This window comes from Staphylococcus sp. HMSC14D10 (assembly GCF_001808125.1).
GTDB classification, from domain to species: Bacteria; Bacillota; Bacilli; order Staphylococcales; family Staphylococcaceae; genus Staphylococcus; species Staphylococcus haemolyticus.
In genome coordinates, this window is record NZ_KV792254.1 from 43,866 (window position 1) to 56,964 (window position 13,099).

Consider the following 13,099-nt stretch of genomic DNA (forward strand, 5'->3'; position numbering starts at 1 on the left):
ATGCGTTATTCTTTTCAATTAGTAAGTAAAAGGCATAACATACTAAGTTTAAGATAGCATACTTGTTTTAAGATTTTGTAAAGATAATGGAAACATTTCCTTTAAGTATCTTTTCAATATGTTTTTTCTGTCTGTTTGCTTGATATTCTTCTGCAATAGGCTCGCCTTCAGTATAAAAAACAGTTAATTGATAGTCCTCGTCGCCTTTTTTCATTTTCTTCAATTCAACATCGACTACGAAGCTTGTTTGAGAAATATTTAAAGCGTTGATAAATTTAATGATGCCACCGAGTGCTTGAACCGTATCTACTTCTTTATTGCTAAACCAATCTGTTTCTTTGCAATAGAATTTCAATAGTGATTTATTTTTGAAACTGGCGAGTAGCGCTAATTTAACACGGTCTTTATGTGTATAACCGTTAATCATAGAGTTAGCAATGATGTAGTACGTGTGTGGAGAACTTGAATCTGAATCGATAAAGCTACCTAGGTAGTAAATATAAGCGCCTTCTTCAAATAGACGTTGATCGTTATCACTAATGTCTAAATCAGCGATATCAATTAATTGTGATAATAAGGATTTAGCTAATTTAAGACGTGCTTGTGAACTAACATCTTCAATCTTATATTCACGTGCTAAGAAATGAATTGATTCTTTACGTACATTATTTTTATCGAAGACATCAGGGTAGCGTTCACGTACTTGCTTCATGACATACCCCTCACGTAAACCATTTCTAGAGAATGTGAATTGTTTAGCATCTACAATTTTATACAACGTTTTAAACACTGATACAGCTGGTAAGATGATATCTACACGGTCACGACTTAGGCCGTCAAGGTTGGTTAAATCATCGCGATCACTTTTACGAATGATATTAAAGACTTCATCAATATCTTTATTCGTCATTGTATAATTGTGTACACCGCCAATAGGGTATGAATGTTCGGCTTGATGGATACGAGCTACATTTCGTGCGGAACCACCGACACCTACAAGTGCAACCTCTTTATCTTTCAACCACTCTAAAGATTCAAATTGTTGAGATAGGAATTTCTCCATGTCTTTAATGGCGCCTTTGTCATTATGATCTTTGTCGTTGAAGAACTTTCTTTTAAGTGTTACGACACCGAAAGGGAAACTATGTGATTCAAATAACTCTTTATCTTTAAATAACGTTACTTCAGTTGAACCGCCACCGATGTCGACGGATACTCCGTTTTCAATTTCAGTAGTGTGAGTAATTGCGTAGTAACCATAGTAAGCTTCGTCTTCTTCGGGTACGATTTTAATATCAATATCAACTTCATTTTTAACTTCTTTGACAATTTCATCATTGTTTTTAGATTGACGGATTGCGGCAGTAGCAATCGGATGTAATTCAGTTACATTGAATTTATCAGACACAGATTTAAAGCTGTGTAATGCATTAATGAGTACTTGTATGCCTTCTTTACTCATTTTATTATCTTTAGTGAGATATTGGCTTAGTCGTGCAGGCGTCTTAATGTTGAGCAATTCATTAATTCCTGATTCTTTAGTAAAGTTAAAAATAACTAATCTGATAGTATTTGATCCAATATCTACTAAACCTATTCGTTCTTCCATCGTGTCCTCCTAAATGACTAGAATAATGTTGATTAAAATACACTTCTATACTTTTATTTTACCGTAATATAACACTTTGAAAAAGGGAGACTGCGATAAATATTTAGTAATTAGTAAAAATTTTGTAAGGGATTACATAAAAATAAACCTCCTCGGAGATAGAGGAGGTTTGTGCACATCTACATGGCTAAAATATTATGTTTAATTATTATATTATTTCGGAATTTTAACAGGTCCACCTGGTCCTAATGGAATGCCTAGTAAGTACCAAGCGATAACGAATAATGTCCATACGACACCTAACGCAAAGGTGTATGGCATTAAACTTGAAAGTAGGGAACCTAGTTTCATATTTTTATCATACTTTTGCGCGTAAGATAGAATAAGTGGCATATAAGGCATCATCGGTGTGATTGGGTTTGTAATTGAATCACCAACACGATAAATCATTTGAGTAAATGCAGGATGATAACCTAGTAAAATCATCATCGGTACGAAGATTGGAGCCAGAATACCCCATTTAGCCGATGCACTACCTATAATTAAGTTAATAAAACTACTAAGAATAATGATGCCTATAATAAGCACGATACCATTTTGATGTTGAAGTAATTTGGCGCCATAGACTGATACAATAATACCAAGATTGCTCCATTGCAAGAATGCTAATAATTGAGCTGCAAAGAATACGATTAATATGAAAGATCCCATTGAACCAAGAGAGTCACTAATCATACTACCTAAATCTTTCGAGTTCTTGATTTGTTTACTCAAAATGCCATAGACCATCCCAGGAATTAAGAAAATAACAAGAATTACTAAACCAACACCATTAATTAAGGGTGAATCATCAATGAGACTGCCTGTTTTAGCATTTCTTAACCAACTTCCTTCTGGAATACAACAAATGATTAGGCCAACAATCAGTAAAAGAAATGACATGTTCGCCCAGAATAATGCTTTATTTTCAGTTGGCGTAATATGAGATGATGTTTCCTCGTCTTCATCATAATTTGCTTGACTCGCATCATATTCACCTAAACGTGGTATAACAACCTTTATTGTAGTGAAATAGATAACAGGAAGTACTAAGATGACACTTGCGGCAATAAAGTACCAGTTCATAGCCACATTAATCTTGACGCTATCTGAAACAATCTTCGTCGCTGGTTCAGTAAATGCATAGACTAATGCATCTTGCATACCAATTAAAAAGTTTGCACCAAAACCACCTAATGAAGAAGCATAGGCCATTGCAAGACCGGCGATTGGGTGATAGCCAATCTTAATAAAGATCATTGCTGCTAATGGGGGTAAAATGACTGTTGCTGCATCCCCAGCTAAACTTCCTAATATCCCAATTAAAATGATAGTAGGTACAATGATTCGCTTTGAAGCTCGGTTAATAACTGAAATCATTAACTTATCAAAATATCCTGATTTCTCAGCAGCACCGACACCAATCATCACTGCTAATACAAGTCCTAGCGCAGGAAATTCAGAGAAGTTCTTAACGGCATCATTCATAATCATAGCGATACCTTCAGTACTAAGAATACTCTTTATATGTATGGTTTCTCCATTTCCTGGATGTTTCACTGACACATCAAAAAGAGACACAATCCAAGTGATAACGGCTAAGCCAACACACATTAAGAAGAAAAGCATTGCAGGGTCTGGTAATTTATTACCAGCTTTTTCAACACCATTTAGAAATTTATTAACTAAAGATGTTCTTTCTTTTGTATTAGTGGTCATAAAATGGCCCCCTTTGTTAGTTAACTCAAAGTATAACAAACTGATTTTTAAAATATAGCAATTTTCAGAAATTTAAATATAAGAATTGGTTATTAATGTGATAAGTACAATAATAATTACTTATCAAATAAGATTGAAATTAAATTGTGTGATGAAGCGCTATCATTATGAGAATAAGGTTTGAGGGTGTTTGAAGTGTGGAAGATAAACATTGTATAGATGAGTTGAATTTCATTAAAGAAATTTGAAAATAGGAGTGAAAGCCGTTATGAAACGTTTAGAAAATAAAATTGCAGTCATCACTGGTGCAAGTACAGGTATCGGCCAAGCATCAGCAAAAGCCTTGGCTAATGAAGGTGCACATGTACTCGCACTTGATATTTCGGATGAATTAGAAAAAACGGTTGAAGAAATAAATCGTAATGGAGGTAAAGCTACTGCGTATAAAGTAGATATCTCAGATGATAAACAAGTTCAAGACTTTGCGGATAAAGCTAGAGATGAGTATGGGCGTGTAGATGTTATCTTTAATAATGCGGGTGTAGATAATGGCGCAGGCCGAATCCACGAGTATCCTGTTGAAGTATTCGATAAAATTATGGCAGTGGATATGAGAGGTACGTTCTTAGTAACCAAATTCTTATTACCGTTAATGATGGAACAAGGTGGTTCTATTATTAATACGGCATCATTCTCAGGACAAGCTGCCGACTTATATCGTTCTGGATATAACGCTGCCAAAGGTGCAGTCATTAACTTTACGAAATCTATTGCTATTGAATATGGTCGTGAGAATATTCGTGCGAATGCTATTGCACCAGGAACAATTGAAACACCATTAGTAGACAATTTAGCTGGTACTTCAGAAGATGAAGCGGGTAAAACGTTCCGCAATAATCAAAAATGGGTCACTCCATTAGGTCGACTAGGTAAACCTGAAGAAGTAGGTAAACTTGTTGCATTTCTAGCATCTGACGATAGTTCATTTATTACTGGTGAAACGATTCGAATTGATGGTGGTGTTATGGCTTATACTTGGCCTGGAGAAATGTTAAGTGATGATAGTTGGAAGAATTCAGTAGAATAGCAATTAATTGTAATACTTAAAATTAAAATGAAGGTTAATATTATAACCCCAGTCTATGGCAGTAGACTGGGGTTTAGTGACGTCAAATGACGTTAATCTTCATTATATTAAGCACACCACACACTAGTGTGAAAATGCGTTATTTAGATGATATGAATTAAACTATCAACTTCATAATATTTTAACTAGTAACTTACCATTTTATTCTCTCATAAGCGTCATCGTTTAGTGAACGAACGATTTCAGTTACAAGGCGCACTGAATTTTCATAATCATCTGTGTGGAGTACTGACACATTTGAATGCATATAACGTAAGGCAACGCCAATAGAAATTGTAGGTATACCTTCATTGGCAACATGGATACTTCCTGCATCTGTACCACCGCCAGCTGTTGTATCCCATTGCACAGTAATATAATGTCTTCTTGCAACTTCTTTAATATGTTGACGTAAGCCTTGATGTGCAACATTAGATGCATCCATTAAGATTACTACAGGCCCATTTCCTAAAGTCGTCTCACTTCCAAGGTTGTTCATTCCTGGTGTATCGTATGCGACTGCAACATCCACTGCAATAGCGAGGTCAGGTTTGATTTTATTAGCAGCAACTTTAGCACCACGCAAGCCAACTTCTTCTTGCACAGTTGCCCCTGCATATAAATCTACACCGATTTGTTCATCTTTAAGTCTTTTTAATACATCGATCGCAAGTGCACAACCGTAGCGATTATCGAATGCCTTTGCAGTTAAATATTTGCCATTCGCTAATTCTTCAAATTCACTATAAGGTGTAATCATATTGCCAACTTCGATACCGTGATTCTCAGCATCTTCTTTACTTCGAACACCGATATCAATGTACATATCTTTAATTTGGACAGGCTTCTTACGTTCCTCTGGGTCAAGTACGTGTGGTGGTTTTGAACCGATAAGACCACGAATTTCAGTGCCGTCATCTGTTGTGATAGTTACTTTTTGAGATAACATGACTTGGTTCCACCAACCGCCAATAGGTTGGAATTTAATAAATCCATTATTATCGATTTTAGTCACGATAAAGCCAATTTCATCTAAGTGGCCAGCTACCATAAGTGATTTTGTTCCATTGTCACTTGCTTTTTTACCAAATATGCCACCCAAACCATCTTCTATAATTTCATCACTTACAGGCTCTAAATATTCTTTCATCTTTGCCTTTACATTGCGTTCATAACCAGCAATGCCATTCACATCAGTCAATGATTTTAATAATTCAATTGATTCTTTCATATACACACACTTCCTAACGTCATTATTTACTAACATTGTAGCATGTAGATTTTTGTTTTTCTGAAAAAATTGTTTCTAATCAAAATTATCTGGTAATGATATACATAATAAGATAAAGTAAATGCTATAATTTAATTGGAAAATGACACAGTGGGAAGTAGATGAGTATGATGAAAAAGTTCTTTGTATTGACGATATTAATGATGTTAAGTGTAAGTGTATTAGGCGCATGTAGTAAGGAACGCTCTAAGACATATGAAGGAGACATAGAAGGGAAGCATGTATTAACGACATTGTCTTATAAAAAGAATAAAGTAGTAAAACAATCAACGGTAACAACATTAAAATATAATGATTTCGGTATGTCTAAGAAAGAAGCTAAGAAGACGTTCCATGATCATCATCAATTGAAAGACCTTAAAGGTGTATCTTATAGCTTAGAAAATAATCATGAAAAATGGGTTGAAACAATCGATATAAACTATAAAAAAGCAAACATCAAAGAAGTCGAGAAGCACTTCTCTTTAATGGCAACATCTAAAAAAGGCAAAAAGGTCAATATGGAAGGGACCGTTAGAGAATTAAAGAAATTAGGCTTTAAACAAAAAAGTAATATGACAGATGAATAATGAATCATAAAAGCTGTAACAACGAGTAATGCTCAAGTCGTTACAGCTTGTTTTTTATGATTAAATAATGCTAAGTGCATCGTTTAAGTCGTTAATAATATCTTCAGCATTTTCAGTACCTATAGATAGACGAACCATTTCAGGAAGTACACCAGATTGACGCTGTTCTGCTTCAGTCAATTGTTGATGTGTTGTACTTGCAGGGTGGATGACAAGTGATTTAGAGTCTCCTACATTTGCAAGTAATGAGAATAGTTGTAATTTATCTACGAAGCGGGCGATATCTTCCACTGAACCATCCACGCCAAATGTAAGAATAGCACCTTGTCCTTTAGATAGATACTTTTTAGCCAAGCTATGATATTTATTGTTTTCAAGGCCTGGATAATTTACCCAAGTGACTTTAGGATGTTGATCTAAAAATTGAGCAATTTTTAAGGCATTTTCAGAGTGACGTTCCATACGTAGATGTAATGTTTCTAAACCAATTAAAAATTCATGAACATTATAAGGCGATACAGCTGAACCTAAATCACGTAATAATTGAACACGTGCTTTAGTGATGTATGCAGCTTCACCTACATCATTCGTATATGAAATGCCATGATAACTTGGATCAGGTTCGACTAATCCAGGGAACTTACCGTTATCCCAATTAAACTTACCGCTATCAACTATAATGCCGCCTATTGATGTACCATGGCCCCCTATAAATTTAGTAGCTGAATGGATAGCAATATCAGCACCATGTTCAAATGGACGACATAAATAAGGAGAAGCAAAAGTATTATCAATGACAAGTGGTAAACCATTATCGTGAGCAATTTGTGCTACCGCTTCAATATCTAATACATCTATAGCTGGATTACCGATTGTTTCAGCATAAATCGCTCTTGTTTTATCATTAATCGCTGCTTTAAAGTTGTTAGGATCACTAGGGTCAACAAAGTGAACTTTAATACCTAGTTTTGCAAAGGTGATGTTTAATAAGTTATAAGAACCGCCATATAGGTTAGACGATGCTACAATTTCTGAACCAGTTTCCACAATATTAAGTAATGCCAATGTAATAGCAGCTTGACCTGAAGAGGTAGCTAATGCACCAACACCACCTTCTAATTGTGTGATACGAGCTTCAAAGACATTCTGAGTTGGGTTCATAATTCGTGTGTAAATATTACCTGGTTTAGCCAAAGAGAATAGGTCTTGGGCATGTTGCGTATCATCAAAGACATAACTTGATGTTTGGTAAATAGGCACAGCACGTGATTTTGAGAATTCATCGATAACTTGTCCGGCATGAATTGTTTGTGTTTCAAATTTCCAATTTGGATGATTGTCTGTCATAAATATTACCTCCAATCAATAGAATATTCTGATAATTTATTTTTAATTATTATACAGCACTTTAAAATGAAATCAAACTGAATTAGTAGGAATTGAAAGGTAGGGGATAGAATTTCTGAACGATATATATAGGGTGTTCAATAAAATCAAGAAATACTAAGCAAGAGAAGGCACTTGATATAAGCACCTTCTCTTTTTAGTCAGCTATTACGAGTATACGAAATAGCTATAAAATATTATTTTGTCCGAACCTAACCTAAATTTGTCATCGAGTTAACGTATTAATTTCAATTTATAGTCAATGATATTTTCTATTGAACCATCAATGCGTTTAATTACAATATGGTCACTTGTAATTTCATTCGGACTTTTGACACCAACTGCGGCTGCAATGTTAAATAGTCCTTCATGTAAACTTGTAATATAGTTCGTTACTCGATATTGCTTTTCATCGACAATGAGTGCTTTTTCTTTCTTAGGATCTGTCGTCGCAACACCCACAGGACATGTATTTAAGTGACATTGTTGACTCATAATACAACCTACACTAATCATCATGCCACGAGCAATATTAACTAAATCGGCACCTAATCCTAAAGCAATTGCTACTTTATCTGGCGTGATTAATTTACCTGAGGCAAAGATTTTCATTTTATCTCTAATTTGATGTTGCTCTAACATACCAGATACGATAGGCAGCGCCGTAAATAGTGGTAAACCGACACCATCTTGTAATTCTTGGAATGTCGCACCTGTACCACCTTCGCCGCCATCAATTGTGATGAAATCCGGGTAAATATTCATATCAACCATCGATTGAACTAGCGCTTCAATTTCTTCAACTTTACTCACTACGATTTTAAAGCCGACAGGTTTTTGACCTAGTTGACGTAGTTTATCTACAAATTGTAATAAGTCTTCAGGTGAGTCTATAAAATCAAATCGGTTAGGTGAATTCACGGTTTTATAGGGTTCGATGTTTCTGATTTTGGCTATTTCTTCTGTAACTTTATTGCCCTCCATATGTCCACCGCGGGTTTTAGCACCTTGTGCGAGTTTAATTTCAAATGCTTTTACCTCTTTATGATTGGCTGTCTTCAGAAATTGCTCGTCGCTAAAGTTGCCATCTTTATCACGGACACCGAAAAGACCTGGTCCGATTTGGAAGATAATGTCGCCACCACCTTTAAGGTGATATTCTGACAATCCACCTTCACCTGTATTCATCCATGTGCCTGCACGAGCTAACCCTTGAGATAATGCAGTGATTGCTCGACCACCAAGTGCACCGTAGCTCATTCCTGATTGACCGACTAGACGTTTGATTTTATATGGATGTCTTAGATTGTTTCCGAGAATAATAGCGTTATCGTCTGTTAAGTAATACGGATCAATATCTGTTTGATCTCTATGTTCATCACGTTGAAATAAACGCTCGTTGTCTACTTTATAGATAAATGTTGAAATCATAGTTTGATTATCAATTTGTAATTCATTACGTTGTAAAGGAAACATTGTATTTCGTATGTAAAATCCATCCTTATACTCTCGTTGTGTTCCAAAACTAGACATTCGAGAGTTGTATTTACCTGCTAGCACAATATTTGTGTACTGGTTTCTTGAAAATGGTTTCCCCTCTGTATCATTAGCAAATAAGTATTGACGTAATTCTGGTCCAATCTTTTCTGCAAAGTAACGTACACGTCCTAGAACAGGATAATTACGTAAGACACTGTGTTGATTCTGCCCTTTATCTTTAAATAGCAACACAAGTACTAAGCCGATTATTGAAAGAATCACAATAAATATCATGATGTTAACAATAAACTGCATAACTGTAAGTATAGAAATCAATTTTATTTCTCCCCCTTTGAACTTTCTACAATTAAAATCATACACCAATGTAAATCTTTTACAATTTAAATTAGGAAGAAATTTTCAATTTCTTAATATTAATAATCTGATAGAATAACAAATGATATATGACATACATGTATTTCGATGATAAAGTATGATGTACAAGATGTAAGAGGTGACCTATGGAAAAAAAGGGAAAGTCATTGAAACAAGAGGGTTTAAGAAATCAATGGGGAAGTCCTGAAGTAGTAAAAAAAGATTTCTTATTAATACCCATTTACATCGTTTTTCAAAATTTAATGCCAATTATTATTGTTTTCGGTGTTCTAGGTGTTCATGCGATGATAACGCAAGACCCGCCACCACTCTATTTATATAATTTGATGTTGAGCGTCAGTTTCGTTATAGCGCAATTTATTGTTATCGTATCATTTTTTGCATTACATAAACTCTATATTGCTGATGTGTCATTTAGACAATTTCGCATTGCTAAACGTAATTACTTACCATTAATAGTTAGTGTGAGTATCAGTGCATTATTGCTATATTATGCTTTTAATTTTGTAGCGCAGAAACTACCTAAACCTTTAAGTTATGATGTAACTCAAGCGCAACTTCGTCTTGAAGGTCTATTCAATCATCCAATTGCAATTGTGTTTACTTTTATTACAGTGGTTGCATTACAACCTTTAATTCAAGAATTAATTTATCGACATTTAATCATTCATGAACTCGGAAAAAAGCTGAATTTGATGGTAGTTATTGTATTGAGTATAGTGATAGAAGTAAGTGTACAGGTATATGACTTGATATCCATCATGGAAGTGATACCGTATTTAATATTATCAATTGGCTCTATCATTATTTACATAAGAAGTGGAAAGAGTTTAGCAGCATCATATCTTTATCATAGCTCTGTACATTTGGTGATATTTATTACTACAATGGTAGAGAAGTTCTTTTAATTTTTGATAATAGTTGAAATTTACATATTCAAAAAGAATAGATAGGGAGAGACTTATGACAAATGAATATGAACATTCGCAAGAAACATCTAAGCATTCACAACTAAACAATGAATTTGCATCAAAACGAATTGTTAAACGTGATTTCTGGCTTATACCAGGCTACTTAATTATTAATATTGTTTTGCCATTGATATTAACAATAGTTGTAATGATTACGATTGTAGCTATTACGGGTCAAACCTCACAAGATCCTTTCATAAAACAATTAATGGGGATTAATCAAATTTTTGTCTTATTAGGACAGTGTCTGTTATTACTATTATTTTATTTAATGCATCGCAAATCGCTTATTCCATTAGCAATTCAACGCTTTAAAGATTTGAAAAAACATATCATACTGATTATTGTTGTTCTCATTGCGATGTATTTGGCACAATTTTTATACGGAAACTTAATAGAATTGCTACCTGAAAAATATCAGTTTAATAATACTGAAAATAATAAACAAATTGAGGAACTCTTTAAGACGAGATGGATTTGGCCAATATTATTTTTAGATATAGTAATCGTTACGCCAATCGTTGAGGAATTACTCTTTAGACATCTCATTATTCATGAACTCGGTAAGAAATTAACATATGGTGCAATGTACGTTGTATCAGTATTAATCTTTGCTGGATTACACGTACTAAGCGCATCATCTCCATTTGAAGTTGGACCATATTTAATTATGGCTATTGGATTTGTTGTTGCGTATCACTATAGTGGTCGTAACTTAGCAATCACCATTACGTTGCATATGATAAATAACTTAATTTCATATTTCTCTATTATTATTTCGATTATTTGGTAATCGATTTACTCCGATTGAAGTGAGATACAGTGAATCAAGAAATGTTAACTTGAATTTGCTTATTTTACTTCTTTTTTTGTTATTATAGATATAAATGATGCTAGAACAGATTAAATAAAAAAGTATTTTAATTTATTTTCCAATAAAAGTAATAGTTAAGAGGAGGTTAGTAACAGATGTTATTAAACATCAAAAATTTATCATATAAAGCGGATAGACGTATGATACTCAAAAATATCAACTTTCAATTAAATGAAGGTGAGGCAGTAGCAATCATAGGTCCATCCGGTAGTGGGAAGAGTACATTTTTAAAGCAGATTAATAATCTAATTAGCCCGACAGATGGGGAACTTTATTTCAAAGATAAGCCATTCAATGACTATCCTCCTGAAGAATTGCGTATGAAGATAAGTTATCTCATGCAACAGAGTCAACTTTTTGGTGAGACGATTGGGGATAACATGTCATTTCCAGCGTTAGCTCGTGATGCGCACTTTGATAAGGAAAAGGCACTCGATTTATTGAAGAAAGTAAACTTAGGTCAGTATGATTTAAACTCTAAGATTGAACATCTATCCGGAGGTGAACGTCAAAGGATTACGATTGCACGTCAACTTATGTATCGTCCGGATATATTATTGCTAGATGAATCTACAAGTGCACTCGACACGCAAAATAAGCACATTATTGAACAAATGATTTTTGACATGGTTAAAGAAGGTGTCGCAGTCTTATGGATTACGCACAGTAATGACCAGAGTATGAGACATTTTCATAGAAGAATAACAATTAGTGATGGTGAGATAACGAAAGAGGAGGCGTTAAATCAGAATGAGTAATACAGCCCTTTGTTTAACTGCATTATTATTATTAATTCCAATCTTTATTTCGTATAAAGAAGGGTTACATATTATTAAAGATTTAGTAGTAGCTTCCGTACGTGCAGTTGTACAGTTAATCATCTTAGGTTTTATATTGCACTATATTTTCAAAATAGATCAAGCATGGATATTAATGTTAGCAGTGCTAATCATTATTATAAACGCATCGTGGAACACAATTAACCGTGCTTCTCCTGTTATGCATCATGTCTTTTGGATTTCATTTATTGCTATATTTATTGGAACTGCCTTACCGCTAACTGCTACTGTATTAGCTGGAGCGATTGATTTCAAAGCAAATGAAGTTATTCCGATAGGTGGTATGTTAGCTAATAATGGCCTTATCGCGATTAATTTAGCTTACCAGAATTTAGACCGAGCATTTGTTAAAGATATTACTGATATTGAATCTAAGCTTACATTAGCGGCCACACCTAAATTGGCTTCTAAAGCATCAATTAGAGAGAGTATACGACTTGCTATCGTACCTACGATAGACTCGGTAAAAACATACGGTCTAGTTTCTATTCCTGGTATGATGACAGGCTTGATTATTGGTGGCGTACCACCATTACAAGCGATTAAATTCCAATTGTTAGTTGTGTTTATTCATACAACGGCTACAATTATGTCAGCGTTAATCGCGACATATTTAAGCTATAATCAATTCTTTAACGTCCGTCATCAATTAGTGGCGCGTAATAGTGCACTTAACGCACCCGATGAAGAAGATGAAGATAAATAAATTAAAAAGTCAGTTTTCACTTGAATCACCAAATGAAAACTGACTTTTAATCTACTATGCTTTGTGGCTCTACGTCAAATCGGACTGATGAGTCC

11 protein-coding genes are annotated in these 13,099 nt (G+C 34.3%); 6 read left to right on the forward strand and 5 right to left on the reverse strand.

Annotation, left to right across the window (positions count from 1 at the left end; all coding sequences use genetic code 11):
- Positions 1-67 precede the first annotated feature (67 nt).
- Together ppx and HMPREF3134_RS06630 are read right to left on the reverse strand one after the other, a co-directional pair.
- A complete protein-coding gene (gene ppx, locus HMPREF3134_RS06625; protein WP_070441672.1) occupies positions 68-1,609 on the reverse strand; it encodes an exopolyphosphatase in 1,542 nt (513 codons plus the stop codon).
- Positions 1,610-1,822: 213 nt separating this feature from the next.
- Positions 1,823-3,367: an AbgT family transporter gene (locus HMPREF3134_RS06630; protein WP_070441675.1), complete on the reverse strand. Its 1,545-nt coding sequence runs from the start codon at positions 3,365-3,367 to the stop codon at positions 1,823-1,825.
- A 268-nt stretch (positions 3,368-3,635) separates the two neighbouring features.
- On the opposite strand from HMPREF3134_RS06630, the gene HMPREF3134_RS06635 reads away from it, so the two are divergent.
- Positions 3,636-4,454: an SDR family oxidoreductase gene (locus HMPREF3134_RS06635; RefSeq protein WP_070441677.1), complete on the forward strand. Its 819-nt coding sequence runs from the start codon at positions 3,636-3,638 to the stop codon at positions 4,452-4,454.
- Positions 4,455-4,647: 193 nt separating this feature from the next.
- Here HMPREF3134_RS06635 and HMPREF3134_RS06640 read toward each other — a convergent pair whose 3' ends face one another.
- Positions 4,648-5,724, reverse strand: coding sequence for a M42 family metallopeptidase (locus HMPREF3134_RS06640; RefSeq protein WP_053016470.1), 1,077 nt, complete (start codon positions 5,722-5,724; stop codon positions 4,648-4,650).
- Positions 5,725-5,891: 167 nt separating this feature from the next.
- Between HMPREF3134_RS06640 and HMPREF3134_RS06645 the strand changes: the two genes are divergently transcribed.
- On the forward strand, positions 5,892-6,353 hold the full coding sequence (locus HMPREF3134_RS06645; RefSeq protein WP_070441680.1) for a YehR family lipoprotein: 462 nt from the start codon (positions 5,892-5,894) through the stop codon (positions 6,351-6,353).
- Between the two features lie 60 nt (positions 6,354-6,413).
- On the opposite strand, the gene HMPREF3134_RS06650 is transcribed toward HMPREF3134_RS06645, so the two are convergent.
- The gene (locus HMPREF3134_RS06650; RefSeq protein ID WP_053019513.1) at positions 6,414-7,700 is read right to left on the reverse strand and encodes an O-acetylhomoserine aminocarboxypropyltransferase/cysteine synthase family protein; all 1,287 of its coding nucleotides are present in this window, start codon (positions 7,698-7,700) and stop codon (positions 6,414-6,416) included.
- 273 nt (positions 7,701-7,973) lie between these two features.
- The gene (locus HMPREF3134_RS06655; protein WP_029376624.1) at positions 7,974-9,551 is read right to left on the reverse strand and encodes an FMN-binding glutamate synthase family protein; all 1,578 of its coding nucleotides are present in this window, start codon (positions 9,549-9,551) and stop codon (positions 7,974-7,976) included.
- A 188-nt stretch (positions 9,552-9,739) separates the two neighbouring features.
- On the opposite strand from HMPREF3134_RS06655, the gene lnsB reads away from it, so the two are divergent.
- The 4 genes from lnsB (at position 9,740) to fetB (ending at position 13,004) form a co-directional block, all read left to right on the forward strand.
- Complete coding sequence (gene lnsB, locus HMPREF3134_RS06660) at positions 9,740-10,522, forward strand: CPBP family lipoprotein N-acylation protein LnsB (RefSeq protein ID WP_016930768.1); 783 nt, start codon at positions 9,740-9,742, stop codon at positions 10,520-10,522.
- Positions 10,523-10,577: 55 nt separating this feature from the next.
- A complete protein-coding gene (locus HMPREF3134_RS06665; protein WP_016930767.1) occupies positions 10,578-11,378 on the forward strand; it encodes a CPBP family intramembrane glutamic endopeptidase in 801 nt (266 codons plus the stop codon).
- A gap of 176 nt (positions 11,379-11,554) precedes the next feature.
- Complete coding sequence (locus HMPREF3134_RS06670; protein ID WP_070441683.1) at positions 11,555-12,217, forward strand: ABC transporter ATP-binding protein; 663 nt, start codon at positions 11,555-11,557, stop codon at positions 12,215-12,217.
- Positions 12,210-13,004 (forward strand): ABC transporter permease, encoded by a 795-nt coding sequence (gene fetB / locus HMPREF3134_RS06675; RefSeq protein ID WP_011274923.1) that lies wholly within the window; start codon positions 12,210-12,212, stop codon positions 13,002-13,004. The genes HMPREF3134_RS06670 and fetB overlap by 8 nt, the downstream gene beginning before the upstream one ends.
- Positions 13,005-13,099: the final 95 nt, after the last annotated feature.

What these genes read in the sequence shown, in the direction of transcription:
- ppx (WP_070441672.1), bottom strand. Translation starts at nt 1,609, where the DNA reads ATGGAAGAACGAATAGGTTTAGTAGATATTGGATCAAATACTATCAGA.
- HMPREF3134_RS06630 (WP_070441675.1), bottom strand. Translation starts at nt 3,367, where the DNA reads ATGACCACTAATACAAAAGAAAGAACATCTTTAGTTAATAAATTTCTA.
- HMPREF3134_RS06635 (WP_070441677.1), top strand. Translation starts at nt 3,636, where the DNA reads ATGAAACGTTTAGAAAATAAAATTGCAGTCATCACTGGTGCAAGTACA.
- HMPREF3134_RS06640 (WP_053016470.1), bottom strand. Translation starts at nt 5,724, where the DNA reads ATGAAAGAATCAATTGAATTATTAAAATCATTGACTGATGTGAATGGC.
- HMPREF3134_RS06645 (WP_070441680.1), top strand. Translation starts at nt 5,892, where the DNA reads ATGATGAAAAAGTTCTTTGTATTGACGATATTAATGATGTTAAGTGTA.
- HMPREF3134_RS06650 (WP_053019513.1), bottom strand. Translation starts at nt 7,700, where the DNA reads ATGACAGACAATCATCCAAATTGGAAATTTGAAACACAAACAATTCAT.
- lnsB (WP_016930768.1), top strand. Translation starts at nt 9,740, where the DNA reads ATGGAAAAAAAGGGAAAGTCATTGAAACAAGAGGGTTTAAGAAATCAA.
- HMPREF3134_RS06665 (WP_016930767.1), top strand. Translation starts at nt 10,578, where the DNA reads ATGACAAATGAATATGAACATTCGCAAGAAACATCTAAGCATTCACAA.
- HMPREF3134_RS06670 (WP_070441683.1), top strand. Translation starts at nt 11,555, where the DNA reads ATGTTATTAAACATCAAAAATTTATCATATAAAGCGGATAGACGTATG.
- fetB (WP_011274923.1), top strand. Translation starts at nt 12,210, where the DNA reads ATGAGTAATACAGCCCTTTGTTTAACTGCATTATTATTATTAATTCCA.